Raw genomic sequence first — 21,338 nt, 5'->3', positions numbered from 1 at the left:
TCGTTTTTCTTTTTATGTTAAAAATAAAAGCCAAAACTACCCGTAATTCCAAAAGCTCTTGCATCTGGTCGGTCTAAATAGTTACCTCTAAAGTTGAAATCTAGCCTTAATATTTTGAAGATATTAGCGACACCAAAACTATACTCGTAATACATACGTGTATTTGGTGCTACTAATTCAATTTCCATTGGGTTACCGGTACTATTTAAAGCTCTATTTTCATCAGATAACTCTCCCCAAACTCCTCTTAATCCTAAAATAGCTCTAAGATTATATTTTTTTAAGAATGGAATGCGAGAAAAAACGCGACCGTTAAAATTATGCTCTAAATGTACAGAACTATATGTGTCGGTAACAAATTCATAATAATCTAATTGTGTAAATGTATTGTATATTGAAAAATAAGATTGGTTACCAGGAACAATGCTAAGCAATCCTAGTGGTACTTCTCCGAAAGTCTTACCCAACTCTACAGAAGTTACTAATCTTCCAAACCCGCCAACTTGCCATGGTTGCACATATGAAAATTGTAATTTAGTATAATCAAAATCACTATTAAACCAATCTTGATTACCGTGACTGACTTGAGCAAAAAGTCGAGCAAAATCATCATTTTTATTTTGACGCTCTACACCAAAACCTGTCATTTGTCTTTTAGGGAAATAGCCTAAAGAAAATCGGGATTCAAATTGATTAACTTCAGAAGCTATTCCAGTTGAAGATTCAGGATCGTTGTAATCCAAACTAAAAGTTGGTGAAGCAGAACTTAAAGTTCTAAAACTTCCATCAACACGGATTTCAAAATTACGTAGTGGCTCTATTGAAGCTCCAAAATTAGTAAGGTTAATATTTGAAAGCTTATCATTAGTTCCTGTGCCAATAACGGCAGAAGAAGCTAAGCTTCGACCTAAAACGTCAGAAGAACTCGTTAAACTAGCTCCTATCTGTTCTATATCTCGTCTATTTCCTCCAAATACGGTAAGTCTACTTCGTTTGTCTAATAACCATTTTCCTGAAACACCGTACTTAAATTTATCATCGTTAAAGCCATATGCTAAAAACCCTTCGACTCTCCATAAATCGTTAGGCCCAAAATAAGTTCTTCCTCCTCCTCTTAGTCTAACTCCTTCAACTTCATTATAACCGAATGTTGAAAAAATAGGGCCGTAATCTAAGTTAACACTAGGGAACTCAATATACCCAGATGCAAGTATGCTACCAAGGTTATACAAACGCTTAAATTTCTTAACTGTTTTAAGTGTATCTAGCATTTTGTAAACCCCTTTTTCATCTTTACTTAAGGCTTCAAGTCTATTGGTTTGCCAAAAGTCATCCTCTCGGTTATAAATATCTTCATCATAATTATAAACTACCTTGTCGTAAGATTTTGGGTCCTTGGGCTGATTAAATTTATAATTATCATAAATGGTGGTTCGCTTTCCGTATAAACCTCTCGATTCTTCTTTTTTATTTACAGAAAAGTCTGAAAGAAAATAATCACGTTTTATAAGAAATACGGAGTCATTTAAAACTTCAAACTCTTGTTCAATATAAATTTCCTTAACCCAGTTTATATTTGCGCTTTTGGAAGCTTGAAGATTAATTTCTTTGATAGCATAAGTGCTATCGTTAACCCAAAAATCACCTTTAAATGTGAGTTCATTTTTTCGTCTAGGGTAATAAATGATATTATAACACCATTTGTCGCCAATGTAAGCACTGTCTGATAAGACGTAGTTGTAAGTTTGAATACCTGTTCTACTCAATGGACTAACAAAACTTTTATCGAAAAACTTTAAGTAATTGTCATAAACATTATATTCAGAATATAAATCATCGATAAAATCAATGATCATTTGATTATTACTAAAACCAGAGTTTTTATTACCAATTAATTCTTCATGCTTTTTATTAATAATATTGTCTCCGGTTATTTTCTTAACAGACTCATTTAAGAAAATAGGTAAGTAGGTTTTTCCTGTAACCTTAGAAGTATCAACTTCATTAAAGACAAATTCCATTCCTTTAAATAACTTGCTTTTTATAAGTGCGCTATCTATAGTGTTGAGGTCAAATTCAACTTTTTCGTATTGGTCGTATTCGTATTGTTTAAATTGATTGAGACCATTTTTTCTTTTACGTTCCCAAATCTTTTGTAAAATTCTAATTGCAGGATTTTCTGAGGCTTTTTTAGATTGTTTTCCAGTAACAATAAGGACTTCATCTAAAGATGACGCTTCTTCTTTAAGAATATATTTTAAATCGTAATTAACGCGTTTGGTTAATGGAATTTCTAAGACTTCAAAACCAATGAATGAAACTGTTAAGGTGTTCCAATTATTTTCTGATTCTAAATAGAATTTACCATCTTCATTGGTAATTGTGCCTTCAGTAGATCCTTTAAAAAGGACATTTACAAAAGGTAGAGGTTCATTGTTTTCATCAAAAACATGGCCGCTAACTTTGGTCTGTGCCATTGCAGAAAAAAATCCAAGAACTAGAAACGGAATAAGTAGTTTTAATCTCATATTAAAAAAAATAAACTTCATCAACAACCATGCTAAATTAAGCTTGAGGGTCGCCAATGAAGTTTATTAAACGCAGAAATCTGCAATTTATTTGTACATAACCTTTTTTACTGCTTTAACAACACTGTCACTATTAGGTAACCATTCTGCTAATAATACAGGTGAATAAGGCGCAGGTGTATCTGCTGTATTTATTTTTACTACTGGTGCATCTAGATAATCAAATGCTTCAGATTGCACAATATAAGTAATTTCTGTTGAAACATTTCCAAAAGGCCAAGCTTCTTCTAAAACAACTAAGCGATTTGTTTTCTTAACAGACTTTAAAATAGCTTCTTTGTCTAACGGACGAACGGTACGTAAATCTATAATCTCGCAAGAAATACCTTCTTTAGCCAATTCATCTGCAGCTTTATATGCTTCTTTTATAATTTTACCAAAAGATACAATAGTTACATCTGTACCTTCTCGTTTAATTTCAGCAACTCCAATAGGTACCGTATATTCTCCTTCTGGTATTTCGCCTTTGTCACCATACATTTGCTCACTTTCCATAAAAATAACTGGATCGTCATCTCTAATTGCTGCTTTTAATAACCCCTTTGCATCGTAAGGATTAGAAGGAACAATAACTTTAAGACCTGGTGTATTAGCAAACCAATTTTCAAAAGCCTGAGAGTGTGTTGCACCTAATTGACCTGCAGAAGCTGTTGGTCCTCTAAATACGATAGGACATTTAAACTGTCCACCAGACATTTGTCTAATTTTTGCTGCGTTATTTATAATTTGGTCAATACCAACCAAAGAGAAGTTAAACGTCATATATTCTACAATAGGACGGTTGCCTGTCATAGTAGATCCAATAGCAATACCTGCAAAACCAAGCTCTGCAATTGGTGTGTCAATTACACGTTTTGCACCAAACTCATCTAACATACCTTTAGATGCTTTATAGGCACCATTATATTCTGCTACTTCTTCGCCCATAAGATAAACACTCTCATCTCTGCGCATTTCTTCGCTCATGGCTTCGCAAATAGCTTCTCTAAATTGAATTGTCTTCATTTTCTTATTTTTAATCGTGTAGCAAAAATAATAATTATTGACTATATAATGCCATTAAAAGTCGAGTGAAAAACGAAAATATTTGTAATTTGTTATAATTATTAGTTTACAGGTGGTTTTAATGATGAAAAGTAACATTTTAATCTATTTATTAACACTTAGTTTATATAAATAATTACGTTGGTATCGTTAATTTTATAAATACAGCTTAATTAATATATAATAGGAAGAATTGCTTTATTTCGATTTAGGAGGTGTTAAATGATGTAGTTTATATCGTTAAATGAAGAATAAGAATAGATATAATGGAGATGGTAAATAGCTTTTTTAGAATTAAACATGCGTAAAAAACACTCCAAATATTTTAAGTTAGGCTTGAAGACAATAGTTCGTTAGACTTTAAAATCTCGATAATCAATAAAAAACCTTTAAAATTTTAAAAAATTAATAGTTTTTTACGTTGAAAATGATTTTATGAAAATTTTATTATGCACGCATAGTAAAAAATCAAATAATATTTTTATCTTCGTAATCAAGAAAAAGACGTTTAAAATAAATTATTTTATATGAAGATATTAGTATGTATTAGTCATGTACCTGATACCACATCAAAGATTAATTTCACAGAAGGAGATAGTAAACTTGACACTAATGGTGTTCAATTTGTAATAAACCCTAATGATGAGTTTGGTTTAACACGCGCCATGTGGTTTAAAGAAAAACAAGGGGCTAGTGTAGATGTTGTTAATGTTGGTGGGCCAGAAACCGAACCTACATTAAGAAAAGCTTTAGCTATTGGTGCTGATTCTGCAATTAGAGTGAATACAGATGCGACTGATGGTTATGCCGTTGCTAAGCAATTAGCAAAAGTTGTAAGTGATGGAGGTTATGATTTAGTTATTGCTGGTAGAGAATCTATAGATTATAATGGAGCTATGGTACCAGGAATGTTAGCAGCGATGATTGATGCTAATTTTATAACAAACTGTATTAGCTTAGAAATTGATGGAACGACTGCTAAGGCAGTTAGAGAAATCGATGGAGGTAAAGAAACAGTAAGTACATCTTTACCATTGGTTATTGGTGGACAAAAAGGCTTGGTTGAAGAGAGTGATCTTCGTATTCCTAATATGAGAGGAATTATGATGGCACGTAAAAAACCTTTAAATGTTATAGAGCCAACAGATGTTAGTGCAGAAACCAAAGTTGTAAGTTTTGAAAAACCGGCACCAAAAGGGGCTGTTAAATTGGTGGATACAGATAATATTGATGAGTTGGTAAGCCTTCTTCATAATGAAGCCAAAGTAATTTAACCAATCAATCATGTGAAAGCAGAACGTTAAGAGTTTAACTAATGCTTATTCAAAAAAAGTAATATTAACAATATAGATTCTTGCTTAGGCAAGAATGACAAAAATCAAATTTTATGTCAATTCTAGTATATACAGAATCCGAAAACGGAAAATTTAAAAAAGCAGCTTTAGAAGTTGTTTCATATGCAAAAGCTGTTGCTGACCAAATGGATACCACGGTGACTGCTGTTGCTGTTAACGCTGAAGACGTTGAGGTGCTTGGAGCTTACGGGGCATCTAAAGTTCTTTTAGTAAAAGACGAGTCTTTAAAAGCTTTTAATGCAAAAAAATACGCAGCTATCCTTGAGGGTGCTGCAAAAAACGAAGGAACTAATGTAGTTGTATTAAGCGCTAGTGCTAATAGTAAATATTTAGCACCAATGTTAGCTGTTGGTTTAGACGCGGGTTATGTTTCTAATGTCATTGAAGCACCGTCTAACGTTTCACCATTTACAGTGAAGCGATCAGCTTTTACAAACAAAGCATTCGCAACTACAGAGATCAATACGGATATTAAAATTATAGGCTTATCTAATAACTCATTCGGGTTAGTAGAGTCGGGTGGAAGTGCTTCTGTAGAAAATTTCTCTCCAGAAATTCCAGATTCTGGTGTTACTGTAGAGTCTGTTGATAAAGCTACAGATAAAGTAAGTATAGCAGATGCAGAAATCGTTGTTTCAGGAGGAAGAGGTCTTAAAGGACCAGAAAACTGGGGAATGATTGAAGAATTAGCAGAAGTTTTAGGAGCGGCAACAGCTTGCTCTAAGCCTGTTTCCGATTTAGGATGGAGACCTCACAGCGAGCATGTTGGGCAAACGGGAAAACCTGTAGCTTCTAATTTATATATTGCTATTGGTATTTCTGGAGCAATTCAACATTTAGCGGGTATTAATGCCTCTAAAGTAAAAGTAGTCATTAATACAGATCCAGAAGCCCCTTTCTTTAAGGCAGCAGATTACGGAATTGTAGGTGATGCTTTTGAAGTGGTTCCTAAATTAATAGAAAAATTAAAAGCTTTTAAAGCTGCAAACGCATAGTTTTATTATCTTTTAATATTCAGTAACTTACCCGTATAAAAGGTGAGTTATTAATAAGGACTGTTTAAATTTAGATTCCTCTGCTTTACAGACAATTTACTTGAAGTTTCAGGAAAATTTATTCAAATCTGTTAAAAGCAGTTGGTAAAGTCCAAATTTAAACAGTTCTTTGTGTTTTATAAAATATGAGTTTAGTTCGTTTAAATATCAAAGGTATATCATATAGTCAAACCCAAAATGGTGCCTATGCTTTAATACTTAATGAGGTAGATGGTGACCGAAAACTGCCAATAGTTATTGGTGCTTTTGAGGCGCAATCCATTGCTATTGCTTTAGAAAAGGAAATCCGTCCTCCGCGTCCTCTTACTCACGATTTATTTAAAAACTTCGCAGATCGATTCGATATTACAGTAAAGCAAGTTATTATTCATAAGTTGGTTGATGGTGTTTTCTACTCTAGCCTAATTTGCGAACGCGATAAGATTGAAGAAATTATCGATGCCAGAACTAGCGATGCTATTGCTTTGGCTTTACGTTTTCAAGCTCCAATTTTTACTTATAAAAATATTTTAGATAAAGCTGGAATCTATCTTAAAGTTAATCCTAAGAAGGAAGACGAAGAAGATCAGGACAGTATTCTTATGGATGAACTTATTGTTGAAGAAATAGAAACATCTTCAGTTGAACAAGAAGGTCATAAAAACAAATCTCTTAAAGAGCTTAATGAGCTCTTAGAGGAAGCCGTAAATAATGAAGATTACGAAATGGCTGCTAAACTTAGAGACGAAATTTCTAAACGCTAACTAACACTTCTTATTTATGGATTATTTTTTCAAGGCAATTTTTGCTATATTTCTTGGACTTTCATCAATAACAGCGCAAGAACTTGAAAAAACATGGGAGCTAAACACCCCTGAAAGTATTTATTATTCTTTAAATTTTGAGAACGGTGAGTTTAATTTTTGCTCAGAAACAGAAAATGATCTTGATGGAGATTACATGTTTCAAAACGACTTATTGGTGCTGTATCATAATGATTCTCTAAATTCAATTAAAAGATATAAAATTAGAGAATTAACAGATTCAACTTTGGTTTTAACAGGGAAGAAGATGAGTTTTAATTTAATATCTAAACCAGAGGAGGCTATTTTAGAGCAAGAAGGGACTTTTGCAGAGATTATACCAAATCAAGGATTTTCATTTACAAGTTTATGGAGGGGGCTTTTAGGTATGATTTCTTTAATCTTTATCGCCTTTTTATTTAGTAGTAACCGTAGAGCGATTAATTGGAAAACGGTTGGGATAGGTCTAGTGTTTCAACTCGTTATTGCGATAGGTGTTCTAAAAGTAGATTTTATTAAAACAGCTTTTGAGGTTGTAGGGCAAGGATTTATTGCTATACTTGGGTTTACACAAGCAGGTAGTGAATTCCTATTTGGGGGCATGTTAGATATTAAGTCTTTCGGATTTATTTTTGCCTTTCAAGTATTACCAACAATTATATTCTTTTCAGCATTAACATCTGTTTTATTCTATTTAGGACTGATTCAGAAAGTCGTAAAGGGGATGGGTTGGCTGTTATCTAAAGTTTTAGGTATTTCTGGGGCAGAAAGTTTAAGTGTAGCTGGTAATATTTTCTTGGGTCAAACAGAAGCTCCATTGCTTATTAAGGCGTATTTAGAAAAGATGAATAAGTCAGAGATTCTTTTAGTAATGATAGGCGGTATGGCAACTGTTGCAGGTGCTGTATTAGCTGCTTATATTGGGTTTTTAGGAGGTGAAGACGAAGCTTTACAATTGTTTTATGCAAAGCATCTATTGGCAGCCTCCGTTATGGCAGCACCAGGAGCTATTGTAATTTCAAAAATATTATTTCCACAGACTGAAGATATCAATACTGAAGTTGCTGTTTCACAAGAAAAAATAGGTTCTAATATTTTAGAAGCTATAGCTAATGGAACCACTGAAGGATTAAGGTTAGCTGTTAATGTTGGTGCAATGTTATTAGTGTTTGTGGCTTTCATTGCCATGATAAATGGAATTTTAGGTGGTATAGCAGGATTTGATGGTTTTAATATTACAGCTTTAAATATCGATTGGCATTTTACATCGCTTAATGAAATTATAGCAGAACATACTCCTTATGAAAGTTTGTCTTTAGAATTTATACTTGGTTATTTATTTGCTCCTTTAATGTGGCTTATTGGTGTAGCCTCTGAAGATATGGCTTTAATGGGGCAGTTATTAGGGATTAAATTAGCAGCGAGTGAATTTATAGGCTATATTCAATTGGCAGATTTAAAGAATGCTGCAAATGCAACACATCTTACTTATGAGAAATCCATTATTATGGCAACTTATATGCTTTGTGGTTTTGCGAACTTTGCATCTATTGGAATTCAAATAGGTGGAATTGGGTCTTTAGCGCCAGGGCAACGTACACAATTATCTAGATTTGGAATGAAAGCTTTAATTGGAGGAACTATTGCTTCTTTAATTTCTGCGACTATTGCAGGTATGATTATTGGATAACTTAACTAGAAAAATATCGGATTTTAAATTTGATGCTTTTTCTTTATTTTCGCTTCAAGTCTTGCTGATAATCTAATCAGCATATTATTCCTAAATTTAATTAAAAGAGATTCTACTTTTCACAAGCAATGTTATGAAACAATATCACGACTTAGTAAAACATATTTTAGCCGAAGGAAATGAAAAAGGAGATCGTACAGGTACAGGTACAAAAAGTGTATTTGGGTACCAAATGCGCTTCGATTTAAGTGAAGGTTTCCCAATGGTGACAACAAAAAAATTGCATTTAAAGTCTATTATTTATGAATTACTTTGGTTCTTAAAAGGCGATACTAATATTAATTACCTTACTGAAAACGGAGTAAAAATATGGAACGATTGGGCAGATGAAAATGGTGATCTGGGTCCTGTTTATGGTCATCAATGGCGTAATTGGGCAAGTGAAGATATTGACCAGATTAAAGAAGTTATTCAAACTCTAAAGAATAATCCTAATAGTAGAAGAATGTTGGTTTCTGCATGGAATCCTTCTGTATTACCAGATACTTCAATATCATTTTCTGAGAATGTAGCTAAAGGAAAAGCAGCATTGCCTCCGTGTCATGCGTTTTTTCAATTTTATGTTGCTGATGGTAAATTATCGTGTCAGCTCTACCAGCGTAGTGCAGATACATTTTTAGGAGTGCCGTTTAATATTGCTTCTTATGCATTATTTACTATGATGATGGCTCAGGTTTGCGGTTATGAAGCAGGAGATTTTATTCACACTTTTGGTGATGCACATATCTATAATAATCATAAAGAGCAATTAGAATTACAGCTTTCTAGGGAAATTAGACCTTTGCCAAAAATGATTTTAAATCCAGAGGTAAAAAATATTTTCGATTTTAAATTTGAAGACTTTACACTTGAAGGTTATAACCCACATCCGCATATTAAAGGAAAAGTGGCTATTTAATAATTTATTTATGAAAGTGCTCTTCATTCTGGTTTTATTTATCGCTACTCTAAATTTATCTGCACAAGATAAAGAAGGAGTTTATAAAACATATCCCCAAATATAGAGGTTGCAGTGACGAATTAAACTTTGAAGAAATCGAAAAATGTACTTCAGATAAAATACTAGATTATATAGATGTTAGTTTTAATTATGAATTAGCAGATAAGACTTTTCCAACGGATTTAAATACTTAATTTTATATGGAATTTAGTATTAATAAAAAAGGTAAAGCAAAAGATATTAAGGTGAAGGCACATCACAAAGCAATTGCAGTAGATGTGATTCAATTTATTAAACGTATGCCGAAATTCAAAGCAAGAGGAATGTTAGATGGTAAGTTTTTACCAACTAAATTTAGTGCACTCGTTACAATTCGTTTATTGATATATATAAACTTATAAGTTAATTATACCATTATCAGCACCTGCAAACTCATTCCAAGCAAATCCGTCAGCCTCGGTATCATTTAAGTAAGATTTTTCATCAATAAGATACCTAAATTCATAAGAATTATTACTTGCTAGATCTACAGTTCCTTTGAATGTTCCGTTTTTTAGTTTTTTTAATTCTGTAGCTTCTGAATTCCACTCATTAAAATTCCCTATTACTGCTACACTTTTTGCCTCTTCAGCAGGAACAGAAAATGTTACCTTACAAATTGGTTTAGTTTTTAAGTACTGCTTTTTAATTGCCATAATATTAAGTTTGAATAATTAATAATATTATAAAAATAGAAAATTATGTGATAGGATAAGATCTTTAATTGTCTAAAAACTAAATATTTATTGTTTTGTTAATATTGTAAGATCTATATCTTTAGGAATTCAACAAAAGGACTGTTATTTTGCGGATTAGTTGTAAATACGTTGTTTTATTATGTTGGTTTTGAGTGTTGTAGTTTTTAATTTCAAAAAAACATAAAAGGATTTTTATCGAGTTAAAATTTTAATGAAAATAAAGTATCTTTATCTTATTAAATCATAATTATGTTTGGGAGTAAAAAACAAATTTCTACAATAGATAAGGATCAATTAGAGTTGATTGAAAATGCTCAGAATCGTATTAAGGAAAAGAAGCGGCTTTACATTCACTTTGTCGTTTTTTTAATTGGTGCGGTATTTTTTATTTTAGCAAATACAGTTTTAAAAATAGGTGAAACTCTTAAGCCTGCAGGTATTGATTGGTTTGTTTACGCCATATTAGCTTGGCTATTTTTGTTCATATATCATTTTATTAGTGTTTTTATAACGCATAAGTTTATGGGCAAGGATTGGGAAAAGCAACAACTAGAAAAATTAGTAAACCAACAAGAAAACCGTATCAATAAGCTGAAGCAAAATTTTATTAAAGAAGAGACTAAGATTGCAAAATCTCAAGCTTATAATGAAAGCAAGGACAAAGCACCTGTAATTGAAAAAAAAAAGACATCTGAGCTAACGATTATAGTTGCAGAAGGAGAAGACAATGCCATTGGTAAAGACAATGATTTAATTTGGCATTTAAGTGATGATTTAAAACACTTTAAAGCGCTTACTAATGGTCATCATATTATTATGGGACGTAAAACTTTTGAAAGTTTTCCTAAACCATTGCCAAATAGAACACACGTTGTAATTACAAGGCAAAAAGATTATAAAGCACCAGCAGGAGTGATAGTCGTAAATTCGTTAAACGATGCGCTTGATGCTGCGAGATATGACAAACAACCTTTTGTTATTGGTGGTGGGGAAATTTACAAGCAAGCTTTACCTTATGTAGATAAATTAGAAATAACCCGCGTGCATTCTACTTTTGAAAATGCAGATACATTTTTTCCTAAAATAGATGAGACGGAATGGAAAGAGGTGAGCAGAACAACGCATGATGCTGATGAGAAACATGCCTTTGCATTTTCTTTTATTACATATTTAAAGCGGTAGTTAATTTACTTTAGCGAATATTTAAATAAAAAAAACACCTTAACTTAGAAAGTTAAGGTGTTTTTTTTATTCGTTATATAGTTAACTATATATCAAAGGCTGTTTTTACCTTGTCAACGTAATCTAACTTTTCCCAAGTAAACAATTCAACATCTAATGTAACAGGTTGTCCATTTGGTCTGTTAAAAGTTTTACTTACGGTCTCATTTAACCTTCCCATATGTCCATAAGCAGCTGTTTCGCTATAAATAGGTAAACGTAATTTTAGACGGTCTTCAATAGCAGCTGGTTTCATGTTAAAAATTGCCTGTACTGTTTTAGCAATTTCACCATCTGTTAAATTAAAGTGACAAGTACCATAAGTATCAATAAAAATACCCATTGGTTCTGCAACGCCTATAGCATAAGAAACTTGAACTAAAACTTGGTCGCATAAACCAGCTGCAACTAAGTTTTTAGCAATATGTCTTGTCGCGTAAGCAGCACTTCTGTCTACTTTACTTGGATCTTTTCCAGAAAAAGCTCCACCACCATGCGCTCCTTTTCCTCCATAAGTATCTACTATAATTTTTCTACCAGTTAGACCAGTATCACCGTGAGGTCCACCAATTACAAATTTTCCTGTAGGATTAATGTGATACGTGATATCGTCATTAAATAACTCTTGGATATGTTCTGGTAACTTATCAATTACTCTAGGAATTAATATATCAATGATATCTTTTCTAATTTTAGCCAACATACTGTCGTCAGCATCAAAGTCATCATGTTGTGTAGAGACTACAATGGCATCTATACGTTGTGGCACGTTATCATCACTGTATTCAATAGTCACTTGACTTTTAGAATCAGGTCTTAAATAAGTAATTGCTTTATTCTCGCGACGTAATTCTGCTAATTCTTTTAGAATGCGGTGTGATAAATCTAATGCTAAAGGCATAAAATTTTCAGTTTCGTTGGTTGCGTATCCAAACATCATTCCTTGGTCTCCTGCACCTTGCTCTTCTTTAGAAGCTCTATCTACACCTTGATTAATCTCTTCAGATTGCTCATGTATAGCAGATAGAACACCGCAAGAGTTTCCGTCAAACATATAGGCACTTTTAGTGTAACCTATCTTGTTTATGGTATCTCTAGCTATTTGCTGTACATCTAAGTATGTATTAGATTTTACTTCACCAGCAAGTATAACTTGACCTGTAGTTACTAAAGTTTCGCAAGCGACTCTAGATTCTGGGTCAAAAGCTAAAAAATTGTCTATTAACGCATCACTAATTTGGTCAGCTACTTTATCTGGGTGACCTTCAGAAACACTTTCCGAAGTAAATAAATATGGCATAAATCGTATGTTTATAATAATAATTCAGTTATGAAAAACTTTTCGATTACAAGGTCGCTAGAGAAGTAGAAAACTTACTGCTTTAGCATTTTTTATTCTGAATTCAATTCAGAATCTGTTCTTAATGAACAGGTACTGAAATAGTTTCAGTACTAGAGGTTGCAATCAGACAAATTTTTCCTCTTATAATTTCAGGACAAAAGTACGTATTAATATCAATACAGAAGACCTATTAGTCTAAAGAAAATATTAAATTATTAAATTGAACCCGCTTTAGTTTTTTTCTGTGGTTAAAATAGTCTTAGATTTACACTATGCTTTCAAAGAAAACAAAATACGGAATAAAGGCGTTAGTGCATTTGGCTAGGCAAGAAGAACGCATGCCTGTGCAGATTTCTACGATTTCTAAATCAGAAAATATATCTCAAAAATTTTTAGAAAGTATCTTACTAACTTTACGTAAAAACGGAATGTTAGGATCTAAAAAAGGTAAAGGTGGTGGCTACTATCTTTTAAAAGATCCAAATGAGATTCCTATGACTACGGTAATGAGGTTACTCGAAGGTCCAATAGCAATGGTGCCTTGTGTAAGCCTAAATTTCTACGAAAAATGTTCGGATTGTCCAGACGAAGCATCATGTGCTGTAAATAAAATAATGCTTAAAGTAAGAGATAATACTTTAGAAATATTCCGTAACACAACATTAGCCGATTTGTCTAATACTGATGTGACTCTCTAAAATTTATGTCTTAATCTTATGTAAATAAGAGCATTCTAAATTAATACACTTTTTACTTTTTTGAAAAAATTAACTTTTAAATTAAAAATTAATAACTATGTTTGTTTTATCCTAGTAAGCCTATAGGGTAATAGTTTTTAATGATTAGCATATTATTAATAGTATATTTCATGTAGATACTAGTTTAAAAAGGGAGACACAAGAATCAAATATGTCGCAAGAAAATATTAAAAGAAGTATTGTAAAAACAGTGAGTTGGAGAGTGTTAGGTACTTTAGATACCGTAATTATTTCCTATTTAATTACTGGAACTTTAGCATTAGCTTTGTCAATAGGAGGAGTAGAATTAATATCTAAAATGGTGCTGTACTTTTTTCATGAACGCACTTGGAATAATATAAAATGGGGAAAATGATAGCTATAGATATCGATATTTGGAATAAAAAGTTAAAAGATAAATCACCTATTGAGATAGCCCAATGGGCCTTAGAACTATCTGAAAATAGAATTGTTACGACAAGTTTTGGTGTCTATTCTTCAGTTTTATTAAGCACAATGTCTCAATTAGATAATGATATTAGAGTTGTGTGGTGCGATACTTTATATAATCAGCCTTCAACTTATGAGCATGCAGCAAATTTAATTGATGAGTATGATCTTAATATTCGAAAATATAAAAGTTTACAGACCAAAGCAGAAATTGGTTCTACTATTGGGCTTCCTAATTTAGAGGATGATAATCATGATGAATTTTCAGAAGTGGTAAAATTAGAACCTTTTAGACGTGCGTTAAAAGAAGAAAATCCTGATATCTGGTTTACAAATATTAGAATTAGACAAACAGAATTTAGAGATAAGAAAGATATTTTAAGCTACAGTAAAGATGGAATCCTCAAAGTGAGTCCTTTTTATTATTGGAGCGATAAAGATTTAGATCAATATATACAGGATAATGAATTAGCTAAAAATGCTGATTATTTCGATCCTATTAAGGCACTTCTCAATAGAGAATGTGGCATACATTTTCAGTAATACATTTTTAAAATAAAGGCTATCAGTAGCTTAAAAAATACGTTTCAATATCCTACTAAATCCATAGGAATAATATAATTTAAATTATGCAAAGTTTTAGAACCGAATTAGAAAATCCTGTTGTACAGAAGGATATCCTTGAGTTAGCTAATAAGATTGAGCTTTTTCATAAGGGTAAGATTGATGAAGAAAAATTCCGTAGTCTACGTTTAGCCAGAGGCGTTTACGGTCAACGCCAAGAAGGTGTGCAGATGATTAGAATTAAATTGCCTTATGGTAAAGTTCTAAGTCATCAGTTGCGTCGTATTGCTGAGGTTTCTGATGAATATTCTAGAAGTCGATTGCACATAACTACACGTCAAGATATTCAAATTCACTATGTAGATTTAAACAGAACCCCAGAACTTTGGGCGGAATTAGAACGCGATAATGTTACGCTTAGAGAAGCTTGTGGAAATACGGTAAGAAATGTTACCGCTAGTGAAACGGCAGGTATTGATATGAATGAATCTTTTGATGTTTCACCTTATGCAGATGCATTATTTAAATTCTTTTTAAGAAACCCAATTTGTCAAGAAATGGGTCGAAAATTTAAGGTGTCTTTTTCAGCTTCTGATGAAGATACAGGTTTATCTTACATGCACGATTTAGGTTTTATTGCTAAAATTGAAAATGGTGTTAAAGGATTTAAAGTGATGTTAGCTGGTGGTTTAGGGTCACAACCAAGACATGCCGATTTGTTTTATGAATTTCTACCTGCAGATAAAATTATTCCTTTAATGGAAGGTGTTCTTAGAGTTTTTGATCGTTATGGTGAACGAAAAAGTAGAGCCAAAGCCCGAATGAAATTCTTATTAAAAGATATCGGAGTAGAGGCTTTTAAAACACTAGTTGAAGAAGAACAAACCGCGATTGAATTTAAAACGGTAACAATTGATGAATCTAATTATACAGCTTCAAAACCCGTTGAAATCGATTTTCCAACAGTTGCGATTAAAAATGAAGATGCTTATAACTTATGGAAGTCTACGAATGTAATTCCTCAAAAACAAAATGGCTATGTGGCGATTGGTATCAAAGTACTTTTAGGTGATTTTTATACCGATAAAGCACGGTTATTAGCTGATTTGGTAGAGAATTACGCCGCAGGTGAAATTAGATTAAGCTTGCGCCAGAATATTTTAATTCCTTTTGTAAAAGAAGAAGCACTTCCTTTTTTCTATACCGAATTAGAGAAACTTGGTTTTGTAGAAGCGGGTTATAATAAAGCCGTAGATATTACAGCCTGTCCTGGTACAGATACTTGTAACCTTGGTATTGCAAGTAGTACAGGAATAGCAGAAGAATTAGAACGTGTTATTAAAGCAGAGTACCCACAATATTTAGAGAATAATGATTTAGTCATTAAAATTAGTGGTTGTATGAATGCTTGTGGGCAACACAATATGGCAAATATTGGTTTTCAAGGCATGTCTATTAGAACCAAAGATAAATTAGTGGCACCCGCACTACAAGTGCTTTTAGGTGGCGGTAATTTAGGAAATGGTAAAGCTTATTTTGCAGATAAAGTCGTTAAAATTCCAAGCCGAAGAGGACCTGAAGCGTTGCGTAGAATTCTTAATGATTTTGAAGAAAATGCAGCAGGAAAACTATTTGTAGATTACTATAAAGAACAAGGCGAAAAGTATTTTTATCAACTATTAACGGATCTGTCTAGTGTAGATAATCTTACTCAACAAGATTTTATTGATTGGGGAACAGAAGAAGAATATGTAAAAGCCATAGGAATTGGTGAGTGTGCAGGTGTGGTTATTGATTTAATTGCCACATTGTTTTTAGAAAGTGATGAGAAGATTGAAGAAGCACAAGCGGCCTATAAAAATAGAGTGTATTCAGGTGCTATTTACGAAGCGTATCGCTCTATGGTAAATTCGGCAAAAGCCATTTTACTTTCAGAGAATGTTACAACAAATTCACAAGCCGGAATTATTAAACAGTTCGATGAACTTTTTGTAGATACAAAGAAAATTGAATTAGGAGCCTCTTTTTCAGATGTAATTTATCAAATAAAAACGGTTCCACCAACGGAAGATTTTGCAAGTAATTATATAAATACAGCACAGCAATTTTTAAAAAGTGTAAGAGCTTTTAGAGACAATCAGGTTGCTGAAAAAAAATAAGATTATGACACCTAAATTAACCATAGTAGGCGCAGGACCTGGAGACGTAGATTTAATTACTGTTAAGGCCATAAAAGCCATTAAATCTGCAGATGTTATTTTGTATGATGCGCTTGTTAATAACGAGTTGTTAGAGTATGCTTCGCCAAATGCAGAATTAATTTTTGTTGGTAAACGCAAAGGTTGCTATGCATATCAACAGAGTCAAATTAATGAGTTAATCATAGAACGTGCTTTGAGATGCGGGCATGTAGTGCGTCTTAAAGGTGGAGATCCATTTATATTTGGTCGTGGCGCAGAAGAATTAGAGTATGCTAAAGCATATGCTATTGAAGTCGCTGTTGTTCCCGGTATTTCTTCATCTGCTGCAGTACCAGCTTACCAAGGTATTCCGTTAACAAAACGAAATGCATCTGAAAGCTTTTGGGTCATTACAGGAACCACAAAATCGCATCAAATCTCAGGTGATATTGCTTTAGCTGCAAAGTCTACGGCAACAGTTGTAATTTTAATGGGGATGAGTAAACTTTCAGAAATTGTTCAGATTTTTTCAAAAGAAGGAAAATCGGAAACAGCGATTGCAATAATTCAAAATGGTACACGAGTAAATGAAAAAGTAGGGATTGGTAAAATGTCTACTATCGAAGCTATTGTAGAAGAAAAGCAATTGTCTAATCCTGCAATTATCATTATAGGCGAAGTTGTAAATCAGCGTGTAGATCTTTCAGATATTTATGTTGAAGCTGATTTGGCGCATAAAAAAACCGCGTAATAATGGAAAGAAATAATTTATATCCCATTTTTCTAAAGACGAATAATCTTAAAGTCTTAATCGTTGGTGGTGGTTACGTTGCAGAAGAAAAATTGACCTTTTTATTAAAGTCGAGTCCAGATGCAAATGTGACTATGGTTTCACCAATGTTTAGAGAAGGAACCATTGCCGTTGCAGATACAGGTAACGTTAATAGAATTACCGATAATTATAATATAGATTACTTAAAAGGACATCACATTGTTATTGCAACAACGGATCTTCCTGAAATTAATGTCGAAATATATAGAGATTGCCGAGCACAAGATAAATTAGTCAACGTGGCTGATAATCCACCATATTGCGATTTTTATATGGGAGGGATTGTTACTAAAGGTAATGTGAAAGTTGCGATTTCTACCAATGGAAAATCGCCAACTACAGCAAAGCGATTACGTCAGTTTTTTGAAGACGTTATCCCTGAAAATATTGATGATTTAGTAAAAAATCTCAATGTTTACAGAAAAACAATAAAAGGTGACTTTGAACAGAAAGTCGAAAAGTTAAATGAATTTACTAAAGGTTTAGTAGAGAAATTATAGATTATGATTAAAACAGATATACTTATCATAGGTGCAGGGCCAACAGGTTTATTTACCGTATTTGAAGCAGGATTATTAAAAATGAAATGTCATTTAATTGATGCTTTACCTCAAGCTGGTGGGCAATGTTCAGAATTATATCCTAAAAAACCGATTTACGATATTCCAGGATTTCCCGAAATATTAGCAGACGATTTAACATCTAATCTATTAGAACAAGGAAAACAATTTCAGCCTGGTTTTACCTTAGGAGAACGTGCAGAAACCATTGAGAAATTAGAAGATGGTAGTTTTATTGTTACGACTAATAAAGGAACACAGCATCATGCACCAATTATTGCTATTGCAGGTGGTTTAGGAAGTTTTGAACCTAGAAAGCCACCGTTAGATGGTATTGATAAATATGAAGATAACGGTTTAGCTTACTTTATTAAAGACCCAGAAGTGTATCGCGATAAAAAAGTGGTGATTGCAGGTGGTGGAGATTCTGCTTTAGATTGGAGTATTTTCTTAGCAGATGTAGCTTCAGAGGTAACACTTGTTCACAGACGAAATGAATTTAGAGGGGCTTTAGATTCTGTTGAACGTGTGCAAGAATTAAAATCTCTAAACAAAATTAATATTATTACACCTGCTGAAATTACAGCGTTACATGGCGAAACTAAAATTGAAGGTGTATCCGTGACTAAAGATGGTGAAACTGAAATTTTAGAAGCAGATGCTTTTATTCCTCTTTTTGGTTTATCACCAAAACTAGGACCGATAGGAGATTGGGGATTAGAGATCGAAAAGAATGCTATAAAAGTAGATACTTTAGATTATCAAACCAATATCCCTGGTATTTATGCTATTGGAGATGTGAATACATACGAAGGGAAACTAAAATTAATTTTATGTGGTTTTCATGAAGCGACGTTAATGTGTCAATCAGCCTATAAACTATTAAATCCGGGTAAGAAGTTTGTTTTAAAATACACAACTGTAAGTGGTATTAATGGTTTTGATGGTACAAGAAAAGAATCACCTAAAGCAGTAGTAAAGGCAATAGTGTAATTTAATAGTATTATCAGATGTCTATTTATGAGACTTAAATTTAGGTCGAAATTAAATTAACATAAAATTTCGACTTAGATTTAATTAGATAACTATTTATTAGAATTAAATTAACAAAAGAATGTTTTTTTAATCAGATATTTGCGCTTTATTAATACCAATATTGGGTATGAATGTTCAATTTGGTTAAAGCCTTAAATCATGAAATTAATAAATAAGTATAAATCAGATTTTAGATTTGTGTTACAACTATTGTTGTTAACAGCAGTATCTTTAATTGCTGCATTATTTATGTAGCATTCTTGTACATTACTTAGAGGCAAATTGTAATTATTGACTATTTTTACGGCTTAATAATTGCCAATGCGAAATCTATTATGTACAATTTTAGTAATAATGTCTATAACTATTTATGGGCAAGATAAAACACATAATACCTATGTTGATTTCAATTATTTTGGAGGAAACATAGCACTTCACAATAATGATATATTACATTTAATTACGGGTCACCCTGAAGGTTTTATTTTCAGTTGGAACAAAAAAACCTTTGGTGATAAAGCATGGGAGCAACGCTATAATTATCCAGATTATGGAGCGTCTTTTATGTATCAAGATTTTAAGAATAACAAATTAGGTGATAGCTATGGGCTGTATGCACACTATAATTTTTATTTCTTTAAGCGTAACATTATGTTACGTATTGCACAAGGTTTAGCATACAATACTAATCCTTATGATAAGATTGATAATCCAAAAAATATAGCATTCGGTTCTGAGATATTGAGTTCTACTTATCTAATGATTAACTATAAAAAGGATCGCTTATTTAATCGTTTAGGTCTTCAAACTGGGCTGTCTTTAGTTCATTATTCTAATGCAAATGTTAGAGCACCAAATACAAGTGTAAATACAATTGCGTTTAATGTAGGTTTAACTTACCAATTAGAAGCTGAAGAACCTGAGTTTATCAGTAATCTTGATGATGAAAAATTTACAGAACCAATTAAATATAACATAGCTTTTAGGTCAGGGATTAATCAAAGTGATGTCATAGGAAGTGATCAGTTTCCATTTTATGTTATATCGGCATATGCAGATAAACGCTTAAGCCATGTTAGTGCAATTCAATTTGGAGCAGATGTGTTCTTTTCAAAATTTCTTGAAGAGTTAATTTATTACAGATCAGTTTCTTTTCCTGAAGAAAATGTAAGTGGAGACGAAGATTACAAACGTGCAGGGCTTTTTGTAGGGCATGAATTGTTTGTTAATAAACTATCTGTAGAAACACAAATAGGCTATTATGTGTATTATCCTTATGATTTTGAAGGTCGAACTTATTTAAGGATAGGTTTAAAACGTTATTTTGGAGAGAACTTTTTTGGAGCATTAACCTTAAAATCTCATGGAGCTAAAGCCGAAGCAGTAGAATTTGGAATAGGATTAAGATTATGAAAAAACTAACCTACTTATTTGTTTTATTGTTTCTCGCTTGTAATAGCGAAGATGCAAACGATTGTTTTCAAACTTCTGGAGATTTAATTCAGCAAGAAGTTACGGTATCTAGTTTTCAACGTATTTTAGTTCATAGAGATGTAGAGTTAATAATAAAAGAAGCAACAGAATATAAGGTCGTAGTAGAGTCTGGTGAAAACTTAATTAATGATGTTATAGTTGAGGTTGTGGGGGATCAATTAATACTCACAGATAATAATTCTTGTAACTTTGTTAGAGATTATGGGATTACTAAAATTTTTGTTGAAGTACCAAATCTTACAGAGATAAGTACATCTACTCAATATGATATTTCATCAGATGGAGTTTTAAACTACGATAATTTAACATTATATTCTGATAGTTTTAATATGGATAATGACTTTACAATTGGTGATTTTAGACTTACTATTAATTCAGAAAAATTAAATATAGCATCCAATAACTTATCGTTTTTTTATATCGATGGTAATGTAGAAGATTTATCTGTAGGTTTCTATGCTGGTGCAGGTCGTTTTGAAGGTGGAAACTTAATAGCTGAGAATGTTAATGTTTTTCACCGAGGTAGTAATGACATGATTATAAATCCACAACAAACCCTTATAGGAAGTATTAAAGGTACAGGGAATCTTATTTCTGTAAGCGAGCCACCTGTTGTAGAAGTGGAGCGTTTTTATACAGGAGAATTGTTATTTCAGTAGATAATCAATTATT

20 protein-coding genes are annotated in these 21,338 nt (G+C 32.4%); 16 read left to right on the top strand and 4 right to left on the bottom strand.

The window, feature by feature from the left end; genetic code table 11:
* Window positions 1-17 precede the first annotated feature (17 nt).
* Both HM985_RS04155 and HM985_RS04150 read right to left on the bottom strand, forming a co-directional pair.
* Window positions 18-2,528, bottom strand: a complete 2,511-nt coding sequence (locus HM985_RS04155; protein ID WP_179375046.1) for a DUF5686 and carboxypeptidase-like regulatory domain-containing protein — start codon at window positions 2,526-2,528, stop codon at window positions 18-20.
* Window positions 2,529-2,615: 87 nt separating this feature from the next.
* Complete coding sequence (locus HM985_RS04150; protein ID WP_179375045.1) at window positions 2,616-3,593, bottom strand: pyruvate dehydrogenase complex E1 component subunit beta; 978 nt, start codon at window positions 3,591-3,593, stop codon at window positions 2,616-2,618.
* Window positions 3,594-4,159: 566 nt separating this feature from the next.
* Between HM985_RS04150 and HM985_RS04145 the strand changes: the two genes are divergently transcribed.
* The 6 genes from HM985_RS04145 to HM985_RS04120 all read left to right on the top strand — a co-directional run bounded on the left by HM985_RS04145 (window position 4,160) and on the right by HM985_RS04120 (window position 9,915).
* Window positions 4,160-4,906 (top strand): electron transfer flavoprotein subunit beta/FixA family protein, encoded by a 747-nt coding sequence (locus HM985_RS04145; protein ID WP_179375044.1) that lies wholly within the window; start codon window positions 4,160-4,162, stop codon window positions 4,904-4,906.
* Between the two features lie 113 nt (window positions 4,907-5,019).
* The gene (locus HM985_RS04140; RefSeq protein ID WP_179375043.1) at window positions 5,020-5,982 is read left to right on the top strand and encodes an electron transfer flavoprotein subunit alpha/FixB family protein; all 963 of its coding nucleotides are present in this window, start codon (window positions 5,020-5,022) and stop codon (window positions 5,980-5,982) included.
* 185 nt (window positions 5,983-6,167) lie between these two features.
* The gene (locus HM985_RS04135; protein WP_179375042.1) at window positions 6,168-6,785 is read left to right on the top strand and encodes a bifunctional nuclease family protein; all 618 of its coding nucleotides are present in this window, start codon (window positions 6,168-6,170) and stop codon (window positions 6,783-6,785) included.
* Between the two features lie 16 nt (window positions 6,786-6,801).
* The gene (locus tag HM985_RS04130) at window positions 6,802-8,514 is read left to right on the top strand and encodes a NupC/NupG family nucleoside CNT transporter (RefSeq protein WP_179375041.1); all 1,713 of its coding nucleotides are present in this window, start codon (window positions 6,802-6,804) and stop codon (window positions 8,512-8,514) included.
* 133 nt (window positions 8,515-8,647) lie between these two features.
* Window positions 8,648-9,472: a thymidylate synthase gene (locus tag HM985_RS04125; RefSeq protein WP_179375040.1), complete on the top strand. Its 825-nt coding sequence runs from the start codon at window positions 8,648-8,650 to the stop codon at window positions 9,470-9,472.
* Between the two features lie 242 nt (window positions 9,473-9,714).
* Entirely contained in the window at window positions 9,715-9,915 is a 201-nt protein-coding gene (locus HM985_RS04120; RefSeq protein WP_179375039.1) for a hypothetical protein, read from the top strand.
* On the opposite strand, the gene HM985_RS04115 is transcribed toward HM985_RS04120, so the two are convergent.
* The gene (locus HM985_RS04115; RefSeq protein WP_179375038.1) at window positions 9,910-10,209 is read right to left on the bottom strand and encodes an isoamylase early set domain-containing protein; all 300 of its coding nucleotides are present in this window, start codon (window positions 10,207-10,209) and stop codon (window positions 9,910-9,912) included. The genes HM985_RS04120 and HM985_RS04115 overlap by 6 nt on opposite strands.
* 291 nt (window positions 10,210-10,500) lie before the next feature.
* Between HM985_RS04115 and HM985_RS04110 the strand changes: the two genes are divergently transcribed.
* Window positions 10,501-11,433 (top strand): dihydrofolate reductase, encoded by a 933-nt coding sequence (locus HM985_RS04110; protein ID WP_179375037.1) that lies wholly within the window; start codon window positions 10,501-10,503, stop codon window positions 11,431-11,433.
* Window positions 11,434-11,518: 85 nt separating this feature from the next.
* Here the strand turns inward: HM985_RS04110 and metK are convergent, their stop codons facing one another.
* Window positions 11,519-12,772: a methionine adenosyltransferase gene (metK, locus tag HM985_RS04105; RefSeq protein ID WP_179375036.1), complete on the bottom strand. Its 1,254-nt coding sequence runs from the start codon at window positions 12,770-12,772 to the stop codon at window positions 11,519-11,521.
* A gap of 314 nt (window positions 12,773-13,086) precedes the next feature.
* Here metK and HM985_RS04100 point away from each other — a divergent pair, with 314 nt between their 5' ends.
* From HM985_RS04100 to HM985_RS04060, 9 genes are all read left to right on the top strand, one after another.
* The gene (locus HM985_RS04100) at window positions 13,087-13,512 is read left to right on the top strand and encodes an RrF2 family transcriptional regulator (protein ID WP_179375035.1); all 426 of its coding nucleotides are present in this window, start codon (window positions 13,087-13,089) and stop codon (window positions 13,510-13,512) included.
* A 211-nt stretch (window positions 13,513-13,723) separates the two neighbouring features.
* The gene (locus HM985_RS04095; protein WP_179375034.1) at window positions 13,724-13,927 is read left to right on the top strand and encodes a DUF2061 domain-containing protein; all 204 of its coding nucleotides are present in this window, start codon (window positions 13,724-13,726) and stop codon (window positions 13,925-13,927) included.
* A complete protein-coding gene (locus tag HM985_RS04090; protein WP_179375033.1) occupies window positions 13,924-14,544 on the top strand; it encodes a phosphoadenosine phosphosulfate reductase domain-containing protein in 621 nt (206 codons plus the stop codon). The genes HM985_RS04095 and HM985_RS04090 overlap by 4 nt, the downstream gene beginning before the upstream one ends.
* A gap of 86 nt (window positions 14,545-14,630) precedes the next feature.
* Window positions 14,631-16,724, top strand: coding sequence for a HEPN domain-containing protein (locus tag HM985_RS04085; RefSeq protein WP_179375032.1), 2,094 nt, complete (start codon window positions 14,631-14,633; stop codon window positions 16,722-16,724).
* Window positions 16,725-16,728: 4 nt separating this feature from the next.
* Window positions 16,729-17,496, top strand: coding sequence for a uroporphyrinogen-III C-methyltransferase (gene cobA, locus HM985_RS04080; protein WP_179375031.1), 768 nt, complete (start codon window positions 16,729-16,731; stop codon window positions 17,494-17,496).
* A 2-nt stretch (window positions 17,497-17,498) separates the two neighbouring features.
* The gene (locus HM985_RS04075; RefSeq protein WP_179375030.1) at window positions 17,499-18,077 is read left to right on the top strand and encodes a precorrin-2 dehydrogenase/sirohydrochlorin ferrochelatase family protein; all 579 of its coding nucleotides are present in this window, start codon (window positions 17,499-17,501) and stop codon (window positions 18,075-18,077) included.
* 3 nt (window positions 18,078-18,080) lie between these two features.
* A complete protein-coding gene (locus HM985_RS04070; RefSeq protein WP_179375029.1) occupies window positions 18,081-19,130 on the top strand; it encodes an NAD(P)/FAD-dependent oxidoreductase in 1,050 nt (349 codons plus the stop codon).
* A 363-nt stretch (window positions 19,131-19,493) separates the two neighbouring features.
* On the top strand, window positions 19,494-20,585 hold the full coding sequence (locus HM985_RS04065; RefSeq protein ID WP_179375028.1) for an acyloxyacyl hydrolase: 1,092 nt from the start codon (window positions 19,494-19,496) through the stop codon (window positions 20,583-20,585).
* Entirely contained in the window at window positions 20,582-21,325 is a 744-nt protein-coding gene (locus HM985_RS04060; RefSeq protein ID WP_179375027.1) for a head GIN domain-containing protein, read from the top strand. The genes HM985_RS04065 and HM985_RS04060 overlap by 4 nt, the downstream gene beginning before the upstream one ends.
* The last annotated feature ends 13 nt before the right edge of the window (window positions 21,326-21,338 follow it).

This window comes from Winogradskyella wichelsiae, from assembly GCF_013403925.1.
GTDB classification, from domain to species: Bacteria; Bacteroidota; Bacteroidia; order Flavobacteriales; family Flavobacteriaceae; genus Winogradskyella; species Winogradskyella wichelsiae.
This window is presented reverse-complemented; position numbering and strand designations above follow the sequence as displayed.